The sequence below is a fragment of the Microvirga subterranea genome (assembly GCF_003350535.1).
In the GTDB taxonomy this organism is placed as follows: Bacteria; Pseudomonadota; Alphaproteobacteria; order Rhizobiales; family Beijerinckiaceae; genus Microvirga; species Microvirga subterranea.
The window spans coordinates 105,161-126,785 of sequence record NZ_QQBB01000004.1 but is presented as its reverse complement, the minus strand read 5'-3'; the positions used below and the strand labels follow the sequence as shown (position 1 = coordinate 126,785).

Here is a 21,625-nt window from a genome sequence, read left to right as displayed (position 1 = left end):
GAATGAATTATCGACATGCATTTCACGCCGGCAATTTCGCCGACGTCATGAAGCACGCGCTACTGGTGCGCATCCTCGTCTATCTCCAGCGCAAGGAGACCCCCCTGCGGGTGATCGACACCCATGCGGGGATCGGGCTCTACGATCTCGCGGCGGACGAGGCGGAGCGTACGGGCGAATGGGTCGACGGGATCGGCCGTCTCGACGAGCCCTTCGCGCCCGAGGTCGAGGAGATCCTGGCTCCATACCGCAAGGTCGTCGCCGACGTGCGGGCGCGCCACGGGGACACGATCTACCCGGGCTCGCCGGGAATCCTGCGCGAGCTGCTGCGGCGGCAGGACCGGGGAGTGTTCAACGAGCTGCACCCGGCCGACCATGCGGTCCTGAGCGAGGCTTTCAACCAGGTCGCCAATCTCAAGGTGATGCATCTCGACGGATGGACCGCGCTGCATGCGCTGATTCCGCCAAAAGAACGTCGCGGCCTCGTGCTGATCGATCCGCCCTACGAGAAGCCGAACGAGCTGGAGCGCCTCGGCACGGAACTGTTGGAGGCCCTGAAGAAATGGCCGACAGGCGTCTATGCCAGCTGGTATCCGATCAAGGCGCTGGAGCCGGTGGATGCGGTCGCGGCCCGTCTCCATGAGCAATGCCCGCGACCGGGCCTGCGCTTGGAGCTTCTGATAGACGACCCGGCCGATCCCGCACGCCTGAACGGCAGCGGCCTCTTCGTCATCAACCCGCCTTGGTCCTTGCGGCAGGAAGCGGAACTCCTTCTGCCCGCGCTGGCGGAGCGCCTATCCCGCGGGCGCTACGGCGGCTATCGCTGTGAGCCGTTCGGGCCCTCGGCATAAATCCCGTTGCGGTCAGGCTTCGCGAGGTTCAAGAAAGGTGCCGTTCCAGTCCTAGGATTTCCCGCATGCTCACGCTCCGCACCTCTCCCGCATCGCCCTTCGGCCGCAAGGTCAAGCTGTCCGCCTCCCTCCTCGGTCTCCTGGACCGGATCGAGATCGTCGAAGCCGACACCACCAATCCGGCCGACACGCTGCGGCAGCAGAACCCCTTGGGCAAGATCCCGACCCTGATCCTGGAGAACGGCGAGACCCTCTACGATTCCCGCGTGATCGTCGACTATCTCGATCATCTGGCCGGCGGCGGGCGCATCATCCCGACCGGATGGGAGCGCTATGCCGCCCTGCGCCAGCAGGCTCTGGCGGACGGCATCATGGATGCGGCCCTGCTGCAGGTCTACGAGGGGCGTTTCCGTCCGGCGGACCGGCACGAGCCGAAATGGGTCGAGCATCAGGTAGGCAAGGTTCAGCGCGGCCTCGATCATGCGGAGGCCCACCTCTCGACGCCCGAGCAGACCCTCCACATCGGCCACATCGCCCTGGCATGCGCGCTCGGCTATCTCGATCTTCGCATGGGCGGACGCTGGCGGGAGGGCTATCCGAAGCTCGTGGCTTGGCTCGCCGATTTCGAGGCCCGGGTTCCGGCCTACGCGAAGACGCGGGTGGCCGCCTGACGCCGAAGCCGGCTCCAACAAAAAGGCCCGGGAGAAATCCCGGGCCTTTGTCGTTCGGGTATGTCGGCTCGGCTTAGTAGGTGCCGAACTTGAAGTTGAGCTTGGCGCGGGCAACGAAGAAGTCGTTGTCGCCCTCGTCGCGGCCGGCCACGTAGACCGGAGCCGCGCCGCCGCCGATCGTCGGCACGGTGCCGATGAAGGCGCCGTTGTTGGAGCGGTCGAGGCTGACCCACAGGCCTTCGATGCCGGCGGTCAGGTTGTTGGTGAAGGCGTACTCGAAGCCCGCACCCAGCACCCAGCCGGTGCGCACGTCGTCGTCGTTGACGAAGCCGTTGAAGCCGCCGAAGCCGTTGTTGTCGTCAGCGCCGCCATAGGCGAAGCCGCCGGTGGCGTAGACAAGGGCGCGGTCGAAGGCCACACCGGCGCGGGCGCGCACGGTGCCGAACCAGTCGATGCCGCCAGCCGTGCCGGCCGGGACGAAGCCGGCGGCGAGATAAGCCGGGGGCACGATGGCGATGCCGCTGGAACCGCCGAGATCGGCCCACTGCAGGTCGGCCTCGATGCCGAGCACGAACGAGCCGATCTGGTAGTTGTAGCCGATCTGGCCGCCGCCGACGAAGCCGTCGCCGTTGTTGTCACCGAACACGATGGTGCCGGCCGGAGCGGTCGGGGTCACGGTGCCGGCCGGGACGAAGACCGTGCCGTTGCTGTTGCTGTCCTGCCAGCCGTAGCCGGCGTTCACGCCCACATAGAAGCCGGTCCAGGTGAAGATCGGAACCGCCGCCACGATCGGCGCCGGAGGAGCCGCGCGAACCGGAAGGTCAGCAGCCGAGGCAGCGCCGGCGAAGCCGAACAGTGCAACACTGGCGAGAAGAATTTTCTTCATGGTTTCTTTCCTATCAGTATCCTGGCCTACCCGACCTGGGAGGCTCCCAGGCCAAATCAGACAACACGTTCTTTATAGAGCGACGGCCTCACGAGGGCTGTGACATGGCAACCACAGCGCGTCGAGCTACTGTGGCGGCATTGTGGCGGTTGCTTTGCGTGCTGTTCCCCTTTGGCATCGCTGGGACTCACAACGCACAAGCTGAGCAATGGTTCGACCCGCGAGCCAAAAAATGTTTTTTTCCAGGCGGCGCCCCAATTAGACGAAATTACATGGCCCGGAGGAGCGAAACAATGAGGCAGGCGGCACTCGTCACCGGAGGCGCCCGTCGGATCGGCCGCCACATCGTGGAGCGGCTCGCCCGGGAGGATTATGCGGTCGCCATTCACTGCAACCGCTCCTCACGCGAGGCGGAGGAGGTCGCGACACGCATCCGCTCCGCGGGTGGACAGGCTGCCGTGGTCAAGGCCGATCTCGCGGACGGCGCCGCTGTCGAAGGTCTCGTGGCGGCGGCCTCGGCAGCCCTCGGTCCTCTGACACTGCTCGTGAACAACGCTTCGATCTTCGAGCCCGACGAGCTGACCTCGCTCTCCCATGACGCATGGGAGCGCCATTTTGCGATCAACCTGCGGGCTCCCTCATTCCTGGCGCGGGATTTCGCCCGCCAGCTGCCGGAGAGTGCCGAGGGCTGCATCGTCAACATCGTCGATCAACGGGTCTGGAAGCCGACCCCGCAGTTCTTCTCCTACTCCCTGACCAAGGCCGCCCTGTTCGCCGCGACCCGGACCATGGCGCAGGCGCTGGCGCCGCGCATCCGCGCCAATGCGGTCGGGCCGGGACCGACGCTCGCCAACGAGCGGCAGGCGGAGGAGGATTTCGGCCGGCAGAGCAGGGCTGTCCCGCTCGGTCATGGCGGAACGCCGGACGAGATCGCCGAGGCGGTCCTTTACCTCGCGCGGGCGCGCAGCGTCACGGGCCAGATGATCGCCGTGGACGGCGGTCAGCACTTGGCCTGGGAGACGCCCGACGTGGTCGGGATCAGGGAGTGAACGCGATGGCGGAGATCAGCCGGCCGTAATCGGGCTCTCCGCGGTGGGTCGTGCGGCGATAGCTGAAGAAGCGTTCCTCGTCGGAATAGGTGCACAGGCCGAGATTGGCGAACTCGCCGATGCCGGCGGCCTCCAGGCGCATTCCGATATAGCCTGGCAGGTCGAACATGGCGTGCCCCTCCCGCTCGCCCGGCTGGAAGAAGCGCTCGTTCTCCGCATCGAGTGACGTCAGGTTCGCGACGAATTCTGGGCCAACCTCATAGGCCGCCTGGCTGATGGTGGGACCCAGCACGGCCACGATCTTGTTGCGGCGGGCGCCGAGCCGCTCCATCGCCTCGATGGTGGATTCGAGAACGCCGTTCGCGGCCCCGCGCCAGCCTGCATGCGCCGCTCCGATCACGCCCACATGCGGATCCGCAAAGAGCACCGGCCCGCAATCGGCCGTGGTGATCCCCAGCGCCAGGCCTGGAACGGAAGTCGCCATGCCATCCGCCCGCGGACGCTCGCCGATCCATGGACCTTCGACGATCACGGCGTCCGCCGAGTGGACCTGATACACGCTGATCAGGGCCTCGGGCGCGAGCCCCAGCTCCTCCGTCATGCGGCGCCGGTTCTCGGCGACCTTCGCGGGATCGTCAGACGAGCCTAGGCCGCCGTTCAGCGAAGCATAGATGCCCTCCGACACGCCGCCCCGGCGGGTGAAGAACGCATGATGCAGGTTGGGGTAAGAGGCGAGTTCAGGGGCTTCGATGAACATGGCTTCCAGGGTTCGCCGGGAGGGAAGAGGAGGCTGGCAGTCCGGGGACCGCCTCGAGGTCATTATGGGTTAGCGCCAAAACTTTAAAGAGCTCACCCATGCCTTTGTCTCCCCGCTCCGTCAGGCGTGCCAGGGCACGGTCGAGATCGGCGGCCTGGGCGGGCGTCGCCCGCTGCTTGAGATTCGCGGTCCGGGCTTCGATCCCGAGGGTCAGGAGAAAATCGGCCTGGGTGCCCGGTCCGTGGATCCGCGCCCCGCTGGCGCGTCCGGCCTGCGCGAGCTGATGGAAATCCACATGCGTCGTCAGGTCGGCCTCGCCGGGCTCCGCCAGCGGATCCACAAAGGCATGCGCCTTGAGCGCCTGCAGCGTATCGCCGAAGGCCGGACCCCAATAGCCGTAGTCGATCACGAGAGCGGCGCCGCCGGTCGCCGCGAGACGGGCCGCAAGCTCCCTTGCAATCCCCAGCGAGACGACCGGTAGCTCCAACACGTCGCCGGGGCGCAGCGGGTTCGGCAGGCCGGGTTGAGGCTCGCCCCGGAGGCCAAACACCAGGCGGTCCGCGTCGAGCCCGACGAGGCGCTCGCACCAGCCGCGCTCCGTGGCGACGAACTGGCGGACCGGCAGGGCGTCGAAGAACTCGTTGGCGACGAGGAGCATTGGGCCCGGTGGCACGTCGGCGAGGCTGTCATGCCATTCGACCCGGTGCCCGGATGGGGCGAGCGTCGTCCGCTGCCGCTCCCGCAAGGTCGGGCTCGTCTCGACGAGGTGGACCGAAGCGGCCTCGCGGAAGTCGGGCAGGAGCCGCGTCGCCCGCAGCAGATCCCCCATGAGCGTTCCTCGTCCGGGGCCCAGCTCGACCACGCGACAGGGGTTCGGCCGGCCCATGGCGTGCCAGACCTCCAGCATCCACAGGCCGATCAGCTCCCCGAACATCTGGCTGATCTCGGGCGACGTGGTGAAGTCGCCAGCCTGGCCGAGCGGGTCGCGGCTGGCGTAGTAGTGACGCAGACATAGATCCATGTAGCGCTCGACGGTGATCGGCCCCTCAAGGGCGATCAGGTCGCGCAGCTGGTCGATGAGGGGCCTCACGCGGGCTCGGGCCGCGGCGCCGGGCGCGTGTAGCCCCGCGCCGCCATCCAGATGAAGACGGCGCCGACCACCGCCATCGGCAGCGACAGGAGCATGCCCATGGTGATGCCGCCGCCGAGCGCCTGGACCGACGAGCCGAACAGGAAGCCGAGCTGCTCGTCCGGCTCGCGGAAGAACTCGCAGATGATGCGGGCGACCGCATAGCCGAGGACGAAGATGCCGCCGAGGAGGCCGGGGCGGCGGAATCCGAAGCGACGGGCCGCGAAGGCCATGATGACGAACAGCACGAGGCCCTCCGCGAAGGCCTCGTAGAGCTGGCTCGGATGCCGCGGCACCGGTCCGGCATGGGGGAAGACGACCGCATAGGGGAAGTCCGGCGCCGGCCGGCCCCAGAGCTCGCCGTTGATGAAGTTGGCGATGCGCCCGAAGAACAGCCCGATCGGCGTCACGACGGCCGCCATGTCGAGCATCGCCAGCGGATTGAGGCCGCGCGAGCGGGAGAACAGCACGATGGCCAGCACCGCCCCGGTGAAGCCGCCGTGGAACGACATGCCGCCGCGCCAGACTGCGAATATCTCCAGCGGATGGGCCAGGTAGGAGCCGAGATTGTAGAACAGGACGTAGCCGAGGCGGCCGCCGAGCACGACCCCGAGGGCAACCCAGACGATCAGGTCGTCGATGTCCACAGGCTTCGGCTGCGGCGAGGGAGCCCAGGCGTCGGCGCGGGCGGCGAGCCGCTTGGCGTAGAACCAGCCTCCCAGCAGCCCCGCCACATAGGCGAGCGCATACCAGCGGATCGCGAAGGGGCCGATGCTGATCGCGACCGGATCGATGAGAGGGAAGGGAAGGGCAGGAAGAGCCATCGACACGCCTTGTTCGGAACGATTGCCATTGGACCCGCGGGGCGCGACCCGTCAACCCTGTTGCAGTTTCGACCGAATGCGACCACATGTGGGTGCCCGGGCGAGAGCCTTCCCTGACGGACCTTTGGACTGCATCATGACTCAATCTTCCAACCGGATCTTCGACGAACTCGCCCGCCTCGCCACCGATGCGGCCGGCGCCGCCCAGGGGGTCCGCCGCGAGGTCGAGACCGTGGTCCGGACCCAGATCGAGCGTCTCGTGAAGGAGATGGACATCGCCACCCGCGAGGAGGTCGAGGTCCTGCGCGACATGGTCGTCGCCGCCCGCGAGGAGAACGAGCGCCTGGAGGCCCGCATCAAGGCTCTCGAAGCGAAGCTGGAGCAGGGGGGCTCATCCACCCCGGCGGCCTCCGCCTGAAGCAGCCCGCACGCATTACTCCCTCAGGCTCGGAGGCCTGTTGTGGACAGGTCAACCGGACGCATTGTGGCTCAGGCCAAAATCTAAGACTGTCGATTCATGAGCTGATTCGTGGTTGGGGCGGAAAGGCTGCTGAATATGCAACGTATTCAGCGGCGTTCGATCTGGCTTATCCCTGAATCTACGTAACGCTATTGCCTGAATATGTTCCAGTATTCAGCGTCCAAGCCCTTTGGATCGATATGTCGCAACTTCACTTCGAAATTGATCGCATGGAACATCCGCTCGATGTCGTCGAGCGGCTCGCGTCTCTGCGTCAATGGATCTTCGATCGCGCGGCGACGGACGAGATGTCCGTGTCCGTCTCCGGACAATGGGCGGACTATCATATCGCGTTCACGTGGATCGAGGACGTGGAAGCCCTGCATGTGGCCTGCGCATTCGATCTCAAGGTGCCCGAGCGGCGCCGGCAGGAAGTCCTTCAGCTCATCTCCCGGATCAACGAGCAGCTCTGGGTCGGCCATTTCGACCTCTGGAGCTCGGAGAACGTGGTGATGTTCCGCCACGCGCTCCTGCTCGCGGGCGGCGCCGATCCGACGCACGGTCAGTGCGAGACCATGCTGCGCGTCGCGGTCGAGGCCTGCGAGCGCTACTTCCAGGCGTTCCAGTTCGTGATCTGGGCCGGCAAGTCGGCGCGCGAGGCGCTCGACAGCGTGCTGTTCGAAACCGAAGGCGAGGCCTAAAAACCGGCCTCGACAGGACCGGAGCGGGCCGCTTCGTTCAGAACGCATCGGGAAGACCTCAAAAGTGGTCTCCACTTTTGAGCCCGATGCTCTAGAGTGCGGCCTCCTTCATCAGCCCGGTCCAGGTCTCCATGTCCATCGACGCCCGTTCTCTTCCTTCATCCCTCGTTCTCGTCGGAGCCGGAAAGATGGGTGGCTCCATGCTGGAAGGATGGCTTGCGGTCGGCATGAAGCCCGAGGGCGTGACGGTGATCGATCCGCGTCCGTCCGACCAGATGGTGCGCTTCTGCGCAGAGCGCGGCATCGCGCTCAATCCCGCCCATCCGTCCGCGCCCGACGTGCTGGTGCTCGCGATCAAGCCGCAGATGCTCGACCAGGCCGCCCCCAGCTTGAATGGGCTCGTCGGGCCGCAGACGCTCATCGTGTCCATTCTCGCCGGCAAGACCATGGGCGACCTGCGCAGCCGCCTTCCGGGCGCGACCGCCATCGTTCGCGCCATGCCGAACCTTCCGGCCAGCATCGGGCGGGGCGCGACGGGCGCAGCCGCCAGTCCCGAGGTGACCGACGCGCAGCGTCGGATGGCGGATGCGCTCCTGCGCAGCAACGGCATCGTCGAATGGCTCGACAGCGAGGACCTGATCGACGCCGTGACCGCCCTGTCGGGCTCGGGTCCGGCCTACGTGTTCCATCTGGTCGAGTGCCTGGCCGAGGCCGGCGCCGCGGCGGGCCTCCCGCCCGAACTCGCCGAGCGCCTTGCGCGCGCGACCGTGACCGGGGCAGGCGAACTCCTGTTCCAGAGCGACCTTCCGCCCGCAACGCTCCGGCAGAACGTCACGTCGCCCGGGGGCACGACGGCGGCGGCGCTCGAGGTTCTGATGGCGGAGGAGCGAGGCTTGAAGGCGCTGATGCGCGAGGCGGTCGCTGCGGCAAAGCGGCGTGCCGGGGAACTGTCCGGCTGAAGGACGGTGTTCCTGGAGCGATGCGTTCCTAAATAAGGCTGCTGAGCCACAGTCAGGAGAATGCCATGCCGGCGGAAGCTTCAACCGACAAACGCCAAGCGATCGTCGATGCTCTCATGGATCTCGCATCCCGGCGCTCGTGGAACAGCATCGAGATCAAGGACATCGCCAAGGCGGCGAATGTGTCGCTCGCCGAGTTCCGCGACCTCTTCCCGTCCAAGGGCGCGGTGCTCGGTGCGCTCTCCCGCAAGATCGACAAGCAGGTCCTCGAAGGCACGACGGACGACCTCGCGGGCGAGCCGGCACGCGAACGCATCTTCGACGTGTTCATGCGCCGCTTCGATGCGCTTGCACCCTACAGGGAGGCGCTGCGCCGGATCTCGCAGGACCTGCGTTACGATCCGGCCTCGCTCGCAGCGCTCAACCAGGTCGCGCTCAACTCGCAGCGCTTCATGCTGGCGGCGGCCGGCATCTCGACGGAAGGCCCGCTCGGAGCCCTGAAGCTCCAGGGCGCGGTTCTGGTCTGGGCCAACACCATGCGGACATGGTTCGACGACGACGACCCGACGCTCGCCCGCACCATGGCGCGCCTCGACCGGGAGCTGCGTCGCGGCGAGCGGATCCTCGAACAGGCCGAGGATGTGCGCCGCTTCACGGCGCCGTTCCGGGCCATCGGGCGTGCGCTGCTCGAAGGCCGCCGGCCGTCCCGCCGGGAGCGTCGGCGGCCGCAGGAAGAAGGCGAGGCGGAGAATCCCGCGGCGGCGATCTGACACGATAATCGAGGGGGCACGATGGATCAGACGAGTTCGACGGCGGAGCAGATCGCGTTCGGCGATTTCCTGAAGGTGGATATCCGGGTCGGCCGGATCGTTGCGGCTGAACCTTTTCCGCAGGCGCGCAAGCCCGCTTTCAAGCTGACGATCGATTTCGGGCTGGAGATCGGGATCAAGCGGTCGTCGGCCCAGATCACCGTCAATCACACGCTGGACGATCTCGTGGGCCAGCAGGTCCTGGCGGTCGTGAACTTCCCGCCTCGCCAGATCGGCCCCTTCATGTCGGAGGTCCTCACCCTCGGGGTGCCGGACGACAAGGGCGAGGTCATGCTCATCCGCCCGGACCGTGACGTGCCACTTGGCGGTCGCCTCTACTAATCAGGCCGGCAGCCGCACCGTCGCGCGCAGGCCGCCGAGCGGGCTCTCGCTCAGCGTGATGTCGCCGCCGTGGGAGCGGGCGATGTCGCGGGCGATCGCAAGCCCGAGGCCCGAGCCGCCTTCGTCCTGATTGCGGGCCTCGTCGAGGCGCACGAAGGGCTTGAACACCTCCTCGCGCATCTCCGGCGCGATGCCCGGCCCGTCGTCGTCCACATGCAGCACCAGCCAGCGCGTCTCGTGGTTGGCGGAGATCTCGACCCGGTCCCCGTGCCGCGCCGCGTTGGCCACGAGGTTGAACAGCAGTCGGCGGAACGCGTCGGGGCGAACGGTGACGATCGGGTCGCCGATGATGTCGAGGGCCAGCCCGTAGCCCTGCCTTTCCGCATCCGATTGCAGTTCCTGCAGCAGCAGGCGCAGGTCGGTCTCGACCGCCTGCTCGCCCGCATCGCCGCGGGCGAAGGCGAGGTAGCCTTCGAGCATGCGGCTCATCTCGTCCACGTCGCGCTTGAGGTCCTCGACCTCCGGCGTCTGGTCGAGGAAGACCAGCGAGAGCTTGAAGCGGGTGAGGATCGTGCGCAGGTCGTGGCTCACGCCGTTCAGCATGGTGGTGCGCTGCTCCATGCTGCGCTCGATGCGGCGCTTCATCTCCAGGAAGGCGTGGCCCGCCTGCCGGACCTCGCGCGCACCGCGCGGACGGAACTCGATCTCCCGGCCCTTGCCGAGCGCCTCCGCCGCCTCCGACAGGCGCAGGATCGGCCGGATCTGGTTGCGCAGGAACAGGATGGCGATGCCGAGCAGTACGAAGGACGAGCCGCCCATCCAGACCAGGAAGATGTGGGAGTTCGACGCATAGGCTTGGCTGCGGCGGGCCAGGACACGCATGACGCTGCCTTGGTCGAGCTTGACGCGGATCTCCACGTAGTTCGAGCGCCCGACCGTGTCGAACCAGTACGGCCGGTCGATCTGGCGGCGCAATTCCTCGGCCAGCGTCTCGTCGAGAATGGAGAAGAAAGGCTTTGGTCCCGGCGGCGGCAGGTCCGCGTCGTGGAGGATGTCCACGTCGAGCTGGAGGCGCTCCGACGCGATGCGCACGAGGGTCGATGCTTCCTTGTCCTGCGGATAGCTCTCGTAGATGTCGATGAGCGCCGCGATGTCGGCCGTGACGGCCGAGGAGAGGCGGCGGGTGACGAGCTGCCAGTGCCGCTCCATGAAGGCATAGGCCACGATGGACTGGAGCAGCACCACCGGCGCGATGATGATGATCAGCGAACGGGCATAGAGCCCCTTCGGCAGGTATCGGCTGAGCCAACGCGCGGCCCAGTCGACGGGAGAACGCTTCAGGGCCGCGCTGAGCTTCATCGATCGATGACGAGGCGGTAGCCGATGCCGCGCACGGTCTGGAGGAAGAGGGGATTGGCCGGGTCCGTTTCGATCTTGCGGCGCAGGCGGTTGATCTGCACGTCGACGGTGCGCTCGTTGGCGGCGGCTCCGATCCCGGCCAGCTCCTCGCGGGCCACGTGGTCGCCGGCCCGGGCGCCCAGGATGGTCAGGATCTCCCGCTCCCGCTCGGTGATGCGGATGAGGTCGTCGTCGCGCCGCAGCTCGCCCCGGTCGAAGCGGAAGGAGAAGGGGCCGAAGCGGATCACCTCCGGCAGGTCGCCGCTCGCATCGCCGTTGCCGGCCGGTGCGGCGTTCCGCTTCAGGATGTTGCCGAGGCGCAGCAGCAGTTCGCGGGGCTCGAAGGGCTTCGACAGGTAGTCGTCCGCGCCGATCTCGAGGCCCGTGACCCGGTCGGCCGCGTCCGCGCGGGCGGTCAGCATCAGGATCGGAACCTGGGAGGTCTCGCGGATGCTGCGGGCATAGTCGAAGCCGCTTTCGCCGGGCATCATCACGTCGAGAACCAGGGCGTCGAAGACCAGGTTCTCGGTCTTCGCGCGTGCTTCGGCGGCGCTGGCGGCCGTGGTGACCCGGTAGCCCGACCCGGTCAGGAACCGCGCCAGCAGGTCGCGCAGCCGGCGGTCGTCGTCAACCACGAGGACGTGGGGCGCATGATCGGGAATGTCGACGCGTGTGGGTTCCATCGGGTCCGAGGTTCTGAGGTCGCCGATCCCGCCTTATCAGCTTTTCTTCGCCCCGAAAACGAGCCGCTCCACGTGGGCACGGTCGTCCGGGTCGATCAGGCGCAGCAGATAGCGGCTGACATGGTCCTTCGAGGCCAGATCGAGGTCCGCCAGCGCCCGCATGATCCGGCGGGTCTGCAGATTGGCGAGCTTCACGGCCAGATCGTGGCCCTGCTCGGTCGCGAACAGCAGCCGCTGGCGGCGATCCGAGGTGCCGGTGCGGCTCTCGATGAAGTCCTTCTCGATCAGCTCCTTCAGGACCCGGTTCAGGCTCTGCTTGGTGATCCGCAGGATGTCGAGGAGCTCCGCGATCGTCAGGCCGGGCTGGCGGTCGACGAAGTGCAGCACCCGGTGGTGCGCCCGGCCGAACCCGTACTCGTCGAGAATCCTGTCCGGGTCGCTGACGAAGTCCCGGTAGGCGAAGAAGAGGAGCTCGATCAGGTCGTAGGCCGGAGTCTCGGGCAGGATGTCGCTGCCGAGCTGCGGAGGTCTCATAGCCGGGATTGCGTCAGGCACCGTGCTCATCCATTTTAAGTCAGCCTTGTTGACATATCTCAGGACGATTGTTACTCGTCAAGGCGCTTCCGCGAAATGAATGAACCTCAAACGCATCGGAAGCGCATCGGAAATTACGCAGCCCCGATGTTCGCCATGGCTGCCCTTGAGGAGAAGAACGATGTCCGCGACCCCCTTCGATCAACGTGATGGATGGATCTGGTACGACGGACAGCTTGTACCCTGGAAGGACGCCAAGCTCCATGTTCTCTCCCACGGCCTGCATTATGCGTCCAGCGTGTTCGAGGGCGAGCGGGCTTACGGCGGCGAGATCTTCAAGTCCACCGAGCATTCGGAGCGCCTGAGGAAATCGGCCGAGATCCTCGACTTCGAAATCCCTTATTCGGTGGCCGAGATCGACGCGGCCAAGCGGCTCGTGATCGAGCGGAACGGCCAGACCAATGCCTATCTGCGCCCGGTCGCCTGGCGCGGATCGGACATGATGGGCGTGGCCGCTCAGGCCAACCAGATCCATCTCGCCATCGCGAGCTGGGACTGGCCGAGCTACTTCGACCCGGCCGAGAAGATGAAGGGCATCCGGATCGACATGGCCGAATACCGCCGTCCCGATCCGGCGACGGCGCCCTCGGCCGCCAAGGCCGCAGGCCTCTACATGATCTGCACCATCTCGAAGCACCGGGCCGAGCGGCGCGGCTATGCCGACGCCCTCATGCTCGACTGGCAGGGCCGCGTGGCGGAGTGCACCGGCGCCAACATCTTCTTCATCCGGGACGGCGCCGTTCACACGCCGATCGCCGATTGCTTCCTCGACGGCATCACCCGCCGCACCGTGATCGATCTCGCCAAGCGCCGCGGCTTCGAGGTGCAGGAGCGGCGGATCATGCCGGAGGAGCTGCCTAGCTTCAACGAGTGCTTCATCACCGGCACCGCCGCCGAGGTGACGCCGGTGTCGGAGGTTGGTCCTCATATCTACAAGCCGGGCAACATGACCAGGACTCTTATGGAAGACTACGAGGCCGAGGTCCAGCCCCGGAAGGCCGTGGCGGCCTGACATCCACCGACTATCCCCGACGCGGAGGGACCTCAGAAGTCCTCCGCGTCGGGAATCCTGTTGAAGGCGATCTTCGCGCCCGCGTAGCCGCCCGGGATGGTGGTCCAGGGCCCCCAATGCAGGAGCGTGCGTCGGTATCCGGCATTCATCCGATCCGCCAGAAGCGAGAGATATTCGAGCCGGCGCTTGAGTTGCGCCTCGGCCGTATGCCCGAACAGATCCTCTTCGATGTCCTTCAGCCTGACGAGGTCATGCAGCGTGACATGGACGCTCCGGTGGGTCGTTCGCGGCGGCAATTCGCGCTCCGCATGATCGAAGAGGCGGGCCAGGCTGGCGAGCAGGGAGGGGTCGTCCCAGGTCGGCTGAAGGCGTTCCTCCGCGTACCAGCCCGCGCTTTTCCGATCCGTCAGCCACAGGGCCAACGCCCGCGCGGCGAACCCGGCGCGCCGCATGCGGTTGGCGGCCTTCGCCAGGAGAACCCGGGCGCAGGCATAGGCGCCGCCGAGATGGCGCCAGTCCGACGGGAGGACCCGTCCATGGCCGAACATCCGGCGCTGGGTCTCCGGTCGCTCGACCGCATAGCCGTGAAGACCCATCCAGAGACGCTCTCCCTCGACGCTACCCCACAGGCGGCGCATCTCCTTGGGCTGGAGCCGCCAGAGGGCCGCCATGTCGCCGACGCCCGCCCGGGTGAGCCGCGCGGCGTTGCCCTTGGCGATCCCGGGAATGTCGGCCAAGGGAAGGGAGAGGAGACGGCCCGGCAGATCCTTCGGGTGGAGGGCCACGAGGCCGTCGGGCTTCTCCATCTCGGCGGCGATCTTGGCCAGGAGCTCGTTCGGCCCCAGACCCACGGAACAGGTGAGGGAAGGGCCGATCTCGGCGGCGATGACCGCTTTGACCCGACGACCGAGCGCCAGGGCGTTACGCTGCTCGGACGGGGTCAGCGCGCAGACCATCTCGTCGATGGAGCAGACGGCCTTGACCGGGAGCACCGTCCCGATGGCCGCTATGATGTTCCGATGCAGGTCCACGTAGCGCTCGTGCCGGGCCGTCACCAGCACGAGATCCGGGCACAGCCGCCGCACGTCGCGCACGAAGGCGCCGCGCTTGATTCCGAGGGCCTTGGCTTCCCGGCTGACGGCGATCAGGCCCGTATGCTCCGAATCGATCGGGATGACGCCCACCGGCCTGCCCCGGAGCCGGGGCTGGAGATGCTGCTCCGCGCTGGCAAAGAACGAGTCGAAATCGACATAGAGCCGTTCCAGACCATCCGGCTTGCGCATCGCTCGACCACCTTCCCGTTACTTGAACAAAACAAGAACATGAGCTTGGCGGCATGTCGAGGCGCACTCCTGTGGATAACGGGGATGGCTGAATCCGCGCCAGACAAGTTTCTTCATGCAGGACCGGCAGTAGAGCCCCGTTGTTCCGGTAGGGGAACATCCCGCGAACAATATGAGACCTTACCTAACAGGAGAGATTCAGGGGGCATCCGGCGGCGAATCCACCACGGGTCAGGAACGATGTCGGGATCTCTCGAATTTTTTACCTTGGATGGACGCTTCGCCAGGCAATCCCTTTTGCACGGATGCTGCCGTCACCATATGAAGTATCGGGAGCATCAGGCTCCAAGGGATGAACGTAGAGATGATGAAAATTGCTTCTCGCCGAAGCCGCGTCATGATCGCCCTGGCGGCCGCCTTGGTCTTCGCCGGAAGTGCGGCTGAGGCTCGCGTCGGCCGGGGAGGGGGCAGCTTCGGCTCGCGCGGCGCGCGGACCTGGAGCGCTCCGCCGAGCACGAACACGGCGCCGGGCACGGCCGCGCCGATTCAGCGCTCTCAGATTCCGAACCAGGGTCCTGCCTATAACCGTCCCGGCGCACCGGCCCCGAACGTCGCTCAGCCGCGCCGCTTCGGCTTCGGCACGGGCCTGATGGCCGGCCTCTTCGGCGCGGGCCTGTTCGGCCTGCTGATGGGCAACGGCTTCTTCGGCGGCCTCGCAGGCTTGGGCTCGTTCCTGGGCCTTCTGCTCCAGATCGGCCTGATCGTCCTGCTGGTGCGGTTCGCCATGAGCTGGTTCCGCCGCCGGCAGCAGCCGGCCTACGGCACCGCAGGGCAGGGCTACGCCCGCTCCATGCCGGGCGACGGCCCGCTCAACGGCGGCAGCCGCACGGGCGCCGGCCTCGGCGGCCTCGGCAGCGCCCTCGGCGGCCTTGGCCGACAGGGCACGCAGACGCATCAGGCACGGCCGGGCGTGCGCGACGAGATCGGCATCGGAGAGAGCGACTTTGCGGCTTTCGAGCGGTCGCTGATCGAGGTGCAGGACGCGTATTCCCGCAACGACGTCGCCAAGCTCTGGTCGCTGGCGACGCCCGAAATGGCTGGATACATCCAGGAGGAGCTGAACGACAACGCGTCGCGTGGCGTGAGGAACACGGTTTCCGACGTACGCCTGCTCCAGGGCGATCTCGCGGAGGCCTGGCGCGAGGGCGCCACGGACTACGCGACAGTGGCCATGCGCTATGCGCTGACGGACGTCACGGTCGACAAGGCCACCGGCAACGTGATCGAAGGCGATCCGACGAAGCCGGCCGAGGCGATCGAGACGTGGACCTTCCGCAGGGATCAGGGCGGTCCCTGGAAGCTCTCGGCGATCCAGCAGAACTGACGCTGGCAACAGCTCCAGAAACGACGAAGCGGCCGGACAATCCGGCCGCTTTTTTGTTGCCAAATCCGCAGGCGCTACTCGGCTGCCTGCCGCCGTCCGGAATGGGTGCCCTCGCGCACCTCCTCGATGATCTTGGCCACGAAGGCGTCGAGATCGCCGGGATTGCGGCTGGTGATGAGGCCCTTGTCGGTGACGACCGTCTCGTCGCGCCATTCGCCGCCCGCATTGATCACATCGGTCTTGATCGAGTGGTAGGAGGTGCACTTCCGGCCCTTGATGATGCCGGCCTCGATGAGGAGCCAGGGCGCGTGGCAGATGGCCGCCACCGTCTTGCCGGACGAGTAGAAGGCCCGGATGATCTCGATCGCCTTCGGCTCCACGCGCAGCTTGTCGGGATTGATCTGGCCGCCCGGCAGAACGAGCGCGTCGTAATCGGCCGGGTTTACGTCCTCGATGTCCTTGTCGACCGAGACGGTCTTGCCCCAGTCGTTCTCGTCCCAGCCGTAGATCTTGCCGGACTTCATGCGCGATTTCGGCGCCGCGACCTCGACCGTTGCGCCCGCATCCGAAAGCTTCTCCTGGGGGACCATCAGCTCCGATTGCTCGAAGCCGTCCGTTGCCATGATCAGGATCCTGGCCTGTTTGATGTCAGGCATGACGCTCTCCATTGTTCGAGGGAATGCCGTGGGAACGGGCGGAAAGCCGGACAGTTCCGGCCTGCGACTCTCGGAACCCCCGCACTCGCGTTCTGTTGACCTGAAAATGGTTGAGCGAACGAGGAGTGAAGGATGGTCAATCCCGGCAACCCGACGAACGAGCCGATCCCCGGCGGCAACATCCCGAGCGACGTGCCGCCGCGCCGTCCTCCGGACGAGACGCCCGACACCGGCCCCACCGGTCCGCGAACGCCCTATCCGGTCAACGACCCCGGGATCACGGATCCGAAGGGGCCCGGCTCCGAGCCCGATTACCTTCCCGGCAACCCGACCGATCCGGGCACCCGGTATTGAGGACGCACCACGAAACCGACGAAGGCACAGTCGCCATCAGGGCGGAGGCGTCGAATCGGCGACGGGCGGCGGTCCGAGGCTTCTATCGCCCAGGATCCGGCGCAGCTCATCTCCCAGGCTGGTGAGAGGGACCGCCTTGTAGTCGGCCACGGTAATGCATTTGCCTTCGATGCTCGCCATGACCACGGCGGAAGCCGATGGACGATCCTCGACGGGCTGAGCGTTGACGGGGCTACGCCTCATGTCGCCGCCGTCGGGGTTGTCCTTGTTCAAGGCGACGACGTACCAGACATTGCCGGTCTTCGCCGCTTCGACGAGGGTCCGGATGCGCTGCTTCGTCTCGTTCAGGTTCTTGCGGCGCTCCTCGATCGATTCCCCTCGCGTGAATGCGAGGTTGGGGGGCGTGTCTCCGCTCTCGCCGTAGGGATGGACGAAGTTCAGCGTCATCCTCAGCCCGTCCACCTCGACGTCCTTGACCGGTAGCGCCGTCGCCTCCTTCCGTCCCTGGACGAAATCGCGCACCGACACGTCGCAGGCCCGGAATTCATCCTGCTCCTGGGCGGGCTGGGTGGATTGCGCGCGCTCCTGCGAGAAGCGCTTGCCGCGCGGGGCGGCGTCTGCGCCCGATGTCAGCGTGACGATGCAGGCGATCGCCAGTGGGAAGATCCGGACCATGACCGCAATCCTCCAGGTTGGGAGCCGCTGTCCCGAACAGGCCCCGCTGCGCCTGCCTTGCAGGCAAAGGGATGATACACCTCTCTCGCGGCGCTGTGGGATCAATCCGGTGGGACGGCGTCATTCTTGCGAGGTACCGGACGACCGCCGAGGCCGGGTCCGCTCGCAGCCGCCGGATGCGTCAGATCTCAAGGATCGCGTAGGGTTTCCCGTTCGGCTTCTCGATGTGGCGTGCCACGTTGTAGACCGGCTGCCCGCCCGGGGTGCGTCCCTCGAAGCGCCCCCGATGGGCGTGGCCGTGCACGATGGCGCTGACCTTGAAGCGGTCGATGGTTTCGGCCAGGCGCGACGAGCCCAGGAACGGGTAGATCTCGAGAGGCTCGCTCTCGATCGTGTCGGTCACGGGCGCATAGTGCAGGATGACCATCGTGCGCTTGGCGCGGACCTGCCGCATGGCGTTTTCAAGACGCAGGGTCTCGTTCATGGCCTCACTCACGAACTGCTTGATGGCAGGTTCGCCGAAGGAGCCGAGCATGCGTCGGCCGAAGCCTCCTGCGAAGCCCTTCACGCCGACGAAGCCCACGCCGTCGATCTCGCAGGACTGGCCGTCGAGAAGCTTCATGCCTGCGTCGCGCAGGATGCGGGACACCTCCTCGTGAGCGCCGCACTCGTAATCGTGGTTGCCGAGCACGCCGACCACGGGGATCGAGCAGGCCTTGAGATCCTGCGCGAGAAGCTCGGCCTCCTTCGGCTTGCCGAGATCGGTGAGGTCGCCGGTCAGGACCAGAACGTCCGCTTCCCTCGAAATCTCTCCGAACAGGTCGCGGTAGGTTTCCGCGTTGTCCTCACGAACGTGAAGGTCGCCCATCGCGGCGACCTTCAAGGTTGCATGCGCTTCAGTCATTCCGCCATTCACCTTCGCCGCCTACGTCGGCGAAGCCCCACTCCTTCACGTCGATCTCGTAATCCACACGGGAGAACATGCGCCCGCGGCAGACCTTCATCTGCGGCGGCGGCAGGTCGAGCTGCTTGGCCAGCCGGTCGAGCAGCTCGTCCATGACCCAGCGAGGGACGTTGTCCCGCTCCGTGGGATAGATCCAGCGGAAGTTCAGGAGGTGCATCAGCAGCACTTCCCAGTGCACTTCCATGTAGGCCAGCAGCCGGTGCCAGTCGATTTCGTTGTGGGCCTTGAGGATTGTGTGGGCCACGTCCGCGCCGTCGTAGCGGTGGCGCAGCTGGATGAAGCATTTCGACCAGACGAGCTCCGTCGGCCCCACGATCTTCACGGGAGTGCCGAACACCTCGATCTGGCGCGCGTTTTCGAACCACGGATCGCCGATCGGCATCGTGCCGTTCGAGGAGGCGAAGATCACGTCGAAGAAGTACTGGCCCTTGTAGACCTTGCCGAGCCAGCGGTCGTCCTCGATCTCGACCGCGTAGCCGAGATTCTTGAAGTGCGCGAGGACGCGGGTGTAGTCGCCGGCCTTGCAGAAGATGTCGAGATCCTTCGTCGGACGCGTGATGCCCGTGTAGGCGGACAGGGCATAGGTGCCGGCCAGAAGGTAGGGCAGACCGAGCTGGTTGAGCTCCCTGAGGGCCTCTGCATAGAAGGCTTCCGATTCCGGATGAGTCAGCGTCGGCTCCGCCTTCGCGTCGAAGATCGGGACGCCCGGATGCTCTGTGGGGGCGAAGTCAGGGGTGTGAATCGTCATCAGCCTTGTCCGAAGCGCGACCGCCTTGGTCCGCGTTCGACAACCGCATGGCGATTACGAAGTTCCTTGAGGCGACTTCACCAACCCGCGAATTCTCAAGCTCGCTGGTGACATTTCTCTGATTATGTCTGCTAAAGGATCAATGGCCGCCCAGGGACTGGCGGACGTCCCGCGGGCTGTTCAGGATCTCCGTCAGGCTGTTGGCGATGTGCCTGGCCTCGTCGTCCTTGAGGCGCAGCATGAAGGGCGGCAGCAGGCCGGCCTGGAGGGCGACGACCGCCATTCCGTTCTCGTCCATGCCGATATCGATGGTCGGAGAGGTCACGTCGACCATCTCCTCCGGGTTCTCGCCGATGTCTTCGCTGCCTTCGCCGATCGCCATCAGAAGCTGGCTCACGGCCTTCACGAGGGAGCGCGCCGCCTGTGGATCCATGACCACGGCCGTGGATTGCTCGCCCTTCTGGAACGCGAGTTGAATGTTGTCGCCCTCGAGCGTGACGGAAATACCTGCCATTGTCGTGCTCATCCTCCTCGCCAGATATGGGGTTGCAAGCCGGCGATGGAAAGGCAAGAGCTTTTGAAGGCGGTCGCCCGCTCTGTCCACTTGTCCCGGAAGGGGCGGGGGCTCCAGCCGGAGAGCCCCCGGGCTTGCCTCAGGTGGAGGACGAGCTGGTCGAGCGGCGGCGGGCGGAGCCGGGTTCGCCCAGGGTCGCCTGCGAGCCCTGGCCCGACAGCATGCTGCCTCCCATGCCGGCATCGGCCTGCTGCTGAACCCGCAGGTTGTTCTGGACGTGGGCGACGCCGGAGACCGATTCCGCCAGGTCCTCGGCGTGGCGCTTCTCGAACCGGCTGTTGACGGTCCCCGACAGGGTGACCTCCCGGCTCGACACCGAGACCTCGATCTCCGAGGCGTCAATATGCGGATCGTCGGTGAGGCGATCGTTCACGTCCTCGCGGATGCGCTCGTCGGAGCGCTGGTAGCCCTTGGGTCCGCGCCCGCGATGCTGCTGCTCGGCGCGGCGCATGTCCATGTCGCGGCGGCGGTCGGCGTCCTCGTCGGCAAACCAGGACCTGACCTCGTCGCCGGCACGTTCGAAGAAGCCGCGATCCTCGCTGTAGTCGCGCGATCCGCGGCCGAAGGTGCCAGTGTCGTAGCGGTCGCTCTCGCGGCCGTAGGACGAGCCGTAGCGGCCCCTCGAGCGATCCCGCCCGTAGTCCATGCCGGAGGATGATCCGCTCCGGCGGCGGTCCTCGCCCACGACGTCGCGCCAGTCGAGGGCGGAGCCCCCCGTGCCGTAACCGGCGGAATCGCCGAAGTCGCGCTCCCGCGGCTCGTCGTAGCCGCGGCCGCGATCATAGCCGGCGGACTGGTTGCCGAATCCACGCCGCGCGATGTAGCCGTCGTCGCCGCGATCGTAGCCCGCTCCCCGGCGGTCGCGATCGAAACGATCCTCGTCGCGCCAGCCGCCCTCGCGGCCGCGATAGCGTTCCTGCTCGTAGCGATAACGATCGTTCGCCATGGCATCGCTCCTCGATGGTGGTGAAGAAAAGCCGCCCGTCTTCGTGCGGTCGTCCGGACCAACGTGAGGACGAGGAGGCCGGTTCCTGAGGCCCGGCGGAGCGGAAAGCCGCGCTTTTTCAACGGTTGCGCTTGAACGGGAGCGCGCGGGCCGCATTGACCCCGGGCTTGCACGATCGACCGCAGCCGCAACCGAAAGCCGAGATCCCATGACCCAGAACCTGTCCAGCCTGAGCGACGATGCGCTCGCCGTCTTCGCGTTTGCGGCCTACCACCAGCTCTCCAGCGGCCAGAGCGTGCGCAGCGTTGCCCGCCGCGACGGCGTCGGCCACAAGGCGAGCGACGCGGCCGTCGCGGAGCTTCGGGAGCGTGGGCTGATCGAGGCGGACGATGACGAGATCCGTTTCACGAGCCAGGGCGAAGATGCCTTGCGCGGTGTGATCGAACGCCTGAAGTCCAGCTGAACGATGCAATCAGAGCGGGAGGTACTCAATGAGGCGTAAGGCCGAAACCTTGCCTTTTCGGCAGGGGTCCCTTACTTAATTTGCATCGACATTTGGCCGGACGACTAGTCTACTCCGCTTTGGCACTGCCGAGCGCACGTTGCTTCTCTCTACCAATATCGACTGACGGGCGCCTTGCTCCGCCCACGTGCAAACGACAGTGAAAGGATTTCCCATGGAAACGGGAACCGTGAAGTGGTACAACGAAACCAAAGGCTATGGTTTCATTCAGCCCGACAACGGCGGTAAGGACGTGTTCGTGCACGCGACCGCGTTGGAGCGGGCTGGCATGCGTGGCCTTCGGGAAGGACAGAAGCTCTCCTACGAGCTTCAGACCGACCAGCGCACCGGCCGCACCTCTGCAGTCAACCTGCAGAACGCGTAAGGTTTGATGCTTGAGGGCGTGCCCGGCGC

The 21,625-nt window shown here is 66.4% G+C and carries 27 protein-coding genes; 13 read left to right on the top strand and 14 right to left on the bottom strand.

Features of this window, described 5'->3' with window-relative positions:
* The first annotated feature begins 2 nt into the window (after window positions 1-2).
* Together DES45_RS11315 and DES45_RS11310 are read left to right on the top strand one after the other, a co-directional pair.
* Complete coding sequence (locus DES45_RS11315) at window positions 3-851, top strand: 23S rRNA (adenine(2030)-N(6))-methyltransferase RlmJ (RefSeq protein WP_114770120.1); 849 nt, start codon at window positions 3-5, stop codon at window positions 849-851.
* Between the two features lie 65 nt (window positions 852-916).
* A complete protein-coding gene (locus tag DES45_RS11310; protein ID WP_114770119.1) occupies window positions 917-1,522 on the top strand; it encodes a glutathione S-transferase family protein in 606 nt (201 codons plus the stop codon).
* A 73-nt stretch (window positions 1,523-1,595) separates the two neighbouring features.
* Here the strand turns inward: DES45_RS11310 and DES45_RS11305 are convergent, their stop codons facing one another.
* On the bottom strand, window positions 1,596-2,408 hold the full coding sequence (locus DES45_RS11305) for an outer membrane protein (RefSeq protein WP_114770118.1): 813 nt from the start codon (window positions 2,406-2,408) through the stop codon (window positions 1,596-1,598).
* 293 nt (window positions 2,409-2,701) lie between these two features.
* On the opposite strand from DES45_RS11305, the gene DES45_RS11300 reads away from it, so the two are divergent.
* Window positions 2,702-3,457 (top strand): SDR family oxidoreductase, encoded by a 756-nt coding sequence (locus DES45_RS11300; protein WP_114770117.1) that lies wholly within the window; start codon window positions 2,702-2,704, stop codon window positions 3,455-3,457.
* Here DES45_RS11300 and pgeF read toward each other — a convergent pair.
* From pgeF to lgt, 3 genes are read right to left on the bottom strand one after another with little or no spacing between them, the layout of a single operon-like run.
* On the bottom strand, window positions 3,447-4,214 hold the full coding sequence (gene pgeF, locus DES45_RS11295) for a peptidoglycan editing factor PgeF (RefSeq protein WP_114770116.1): 768 nt from the start codon (window positions 4,212-4,214) through the stop codon (window positions 3,447-3,449). The two genes, DES45_RS11300 and pgeF, sit on opposite strands and share 11 nt — an antisense overlap.
* Window positions 4,195-5,304 carry a class I SAM-dependent methyltransferase gene (locus tag DES45_RS11290; protein WP_245571687.1) on the bottom strand — a complete coding sequence of 370 codons (1,110 nt, stop codon included), beginning with the start codon at window positions 5,302-5,304 and terminating at the stop codon, window positions 4,195-4,197. Before DES45_RS11290 ends, pgeF begins: the two co-directional genes overlap by 20 nt.
* On the bottom strand, window positions 5,301-6,167 hold the full coding sequence (gene lgt, locus DES45_RS11285; protein WP_114770115.1) for a prolipoprotein diacylglyceryl transferase: 867 nt from the start codon (window positions 6,165-6,167) through the stop codon (window positions 5,301-5,303). Before lgt ends, DES45_RS11290 begins: the two co-directional genes overlap by 4 nt.
* 136 nt (window positions 6,168-6,303) lie before the next feature.
* Between lgt and DES45_RS11280 the strand changes: the two genes are divergently transcribed.
* From DES45_RS11280 to DES45_RS11260, 5 genes are all read left to right on the top strand, one after another.
* Window positions 6,304-6,585: an accessory factor UbiK family protein gene (locus DES45_RS11280; RefSeq protein ID WP_114770114.1), complete on the top strand. Its 282-nt coding sequence runs from the start codon at window positions 6,304-6,306 to the stop codon at window positions 6,583-6,585.
* Between the two features lie 242 nt (window positions 6,586-6,827).
* Window positions 6,828-7,328 (top strand): type III secretion system chaperone family protein, encoded by a 501-nt coding sequence (locus DES45_RS11275; RefSeq protein WP_114770113.1) that lies wholly within the window; start codon window positions 6,828-6,830, stop codon window positions 7,326-7,328.
* Window positions 7,329-7,459: 131 nt separating this feature from the next.
* The gene (proC, locus tag DES45_RS11270) at window positions 7,460-8,287 is read left to right on the top strand and encodes a pyrroline-5-carboxylate reductase (protein ID WP_114770112.1); all 828 of its coding nucleotides are present in this window, start codon (window positions 7,460-7,462) and stop codon (window positions 8,285-8,287) included.
* A 65-nt stretch (window positions 8,288-8,352) separates the two neighbouring features.
* Entirely contained in the window at window positions 8,353-9,057 is a 705-nt protein-coding gene (locus DES45_RS11265; protein ID WP_114770111.1) for a TetR/AcrR family transcriptional regulator, read from the top strand.
* Window positions 9,058-9,078: 21 nt separating this feature from the next.
* The gene (locus DES45_RS11260; RefSeq protein ID WP_114770110.1) at window positions 9,079-9,438 is read left to right on the top strand and encodes a tRNA-binding protein; all 360 of its coding nucleotides are present in this window, start codon (window positions 9,079-9,081) and stop codon (window positions 9,436-9,438) included.
* Here DES45_RS11260 and DES45_RS11255 read toward each other — a convergent pair whose 3' ends face one another.
* Genes DES45_RS11255 through DES45_RS11245 form a run of 3 tightly spaced genes read right to left on the bottom strand, consistent with a single transcriptional unit; the run spans window position 9,439 to window position 12,083 of the window.
* On the bottom strand, window positions 9,439-10,797 hold the full coding sequence (locus tag DES45_RS11255) for an ATP-binding protein (RefSeq protein WP_114770109.1): 1,359 nt from the start codon (window positions 10,795-10,797) through the stop codon (window positions 9,439-9,441).
* Window positions 10,794-11,519, bottom strand: a complete 726-nt coding sequence (locus DES45_RS11250) for a response regulator (RefSeq protein WP_114770108.1) — start codon at window positions 11,517-11,519, stop codon at window positions 10,794-10,796. Before DES45_RS11250 ends, DES45_RS11255 begins: the two co-directional genes overlap by 4 nt.
* A gap of 36 nt (window positions 11,520-11,555) precedes the next feature.
* Window positions 11,556-12,083 carry a MarR family winged helix-turn-helix transcriptional regulator gene (locus DES45_RS11245; protein WP_114770107.1) on the bottom strand — a complete coding sequence of 176 codons (528 nt, stop codon included), beginning with the start codon at window positions 12,081-12,083 and terminating at the stop codon, window positions 11,556-11,558.
* A gap of 151 nt (window positions 12,084-12,234) precedes the next feature.
* On the opposite strand from DES45_RS11245, the gene DES45_RS11240 reads away from it, so the two are divergent.
* On the top strand, window positions 12,235-13,125 hold the full coding sequence (locus tag DES45_RS11240) for a branched-chain amino acid aminotransferase (protein ID WP_114770106.1): 891 nt from the start codon (window positions 12,235-12,237) through the stop codon (window positions 13,123-13,125).
* A gap of 32 nt (window positions 13,126-13,157) precedes the next feature.
* On the opposite strand, the gene DES45_RS11235 is transcribed toward DES45_RS11240, so the two are convergent.
* The gene (locus DES45_RS11235; RefSeq protein WP_114770105.1) at window positions 13,158-14,408 is read right to left on the bottom strand and encodes a Y-family DNA polymerase; all 1,251 of its coding nucleotides are present in this window, start codon (window positions 14,406-14,408) and stop codon (window positions 13,158-13,160) included.
* A 364-nt stretch (window positions 14,409-14,772) separates the two neighbouring features.
* Between DES45_RS11235 and DES45_RS11230 the strand changes: the two genes are divergently transcribed.
* Window positions 14,773-15,792 carry a Tim44 domain-containing protein gene (locus tag DES45_RS11230; protein WP_114770104.1) on the top strand — a complete coding sequence of 340 codons (1,020 nt, stop codon included), beginning with the start codon at window positions 14,773-14,775 and terminating at the stop codon, window positions 15,790-15,792.
* 74 nt (window positions 15,793-15,866) lie between these two features.
* Here the strand turns inward: DES45_RS11230 and DES45_RS11225 are convergent, their stop codons facing one another.
* Window positions 15,867-16,448, bottom strand: a complete 582-nt coding sequence (locus DES45_RS11225; protein WP_114770103.1) for a type 1 glutamine amidotransferase domain-containing protein — start codon at window positions 16,446-16,448, stop codon at window positions 15,867-15,869.
* Window positions 16,449-16,580: 132 nt separating this feature from the next.
* On the opposite strand from DES45_RS11225, the gene DES45_RS11220 reads away from it, so the two are divergent.
* On the top strand, window positions 16,581-16,802 hold the full coding sequence (locus DES45_RS11220; protein WP_114770102.1) for a hypothetical protein: 222 nt from the start codon (window positions 16,581-16,583) through the stop codon (window positions 16,800-16,802).
* 36 nt (window positions 16,803-16,838) lie between these two features.
* Here DES45_RS11220 and DES45_RS11215 read toward each other — a convergent pair whose 3' ends face one another.
* The 5 genes from DES45_RS11215 to DES45_RS11195 all read right to left on the bottom strand — a co-directional run bounded on the left by DES45_RS11215 (window position 16,839) and on the right by DES45_RS11195 (window position 20,709).
* Window positions 16,839-17,477 carry a hypothetical protein gene (locus DES45_RS11215; protein WP_114770101.1) on the bottom strand — a complete coding sequence of 213 codons (639 nt, stop codon included), beginning with the start codon at window positions 17,475-17,477 and terminating at the stop codon, window positions 16,839-16,841.
* Window positions 17,478-17,658: 181 nt separating this feature from the next.
* The gene (locus tag DES45_RS11210) at window positions 17,659-18,381 is read right to left on the bottom strand and encodes a metallophosphoesterase family protein (RefSeq protein ID WP_114770100.1); all 723 of its coding nucleotides are present in this window, start codon (window positions 18,379-18,381) and stop codon (window positions 17,659-17,661) included.
* The gene (locus DES45_RS11205) at window positions 18,374-19,189 is read right to left on the bottom strand and encodes a nucleotidyltransferase family protein (protein ID WP_114770099.1); all 816 of its coding nucleotides are present in this window, start codon (window positions 19,187-19,189) and stop codon (window positions 18,374-18,376) included. Before DES45_RS11205 ends, DES45_RS11210 begins: the two co-directional genes overlap by 8 nt.
* Before the next feature lie 139 nt (window positions 19,190-19,328).
* Complete coding sequence (locus DES45_RS11200) at window positions 19,329-19,703, bottom strand: hypothetical protein (RefSeq protein WP_114770098.1); 375 nt, start codon at window positions 19,701-19,703, stop codon at window positions 19,329-19,331.
* A 139-nt stretch (window positions 19,704-19,842) separates the two neighbouring features.
* Window positions 19,843-20,709, bottom strand: a complete 867-nt coding sequence (locus tag DES45_RS11195; protein ID WP_114770097.1) for a BON domain-containing protein — start codon at window positions 20,707-20,709, stop codon at window positions 19,843-19,845.
* A gap of 208 nt (window positions 20,710-20,917) precedes the next feature.
* Between DES45_RS11195 and DES45_RS11190 the strand changes: the two genes are divergently transcribed.
* Both DES45_RS11190 and DES45_RS11185 read left to right on the top strand, forming a co-directional pair.
* Window positions 20,918-21,172 (top strand): SMC-Scp complex subunit ScpB, encoded by a 255-nt coding sequence (locus DES45_RS11190; RefSeq protein WP_114770096.1) that lies wholly within the window; start codon window positions 20,918-20,920, stop codon window positions 21,170-21,172.
* A 214-nt stretch (window positions 21,173-21,386) separates the two neighbouring features.
* Window positions 21,387-21,596, top strand: a complete 210-nt coding sequence (locus DES45_RS11185) for a cold-shock protein (protein WP_114770095.1) — start codon at window positions 21,387-21,389, stop codon at window positions 21,594-21,596.
* Window positions 21,597-21,625 lie beyond the last annotated feature (29 nt).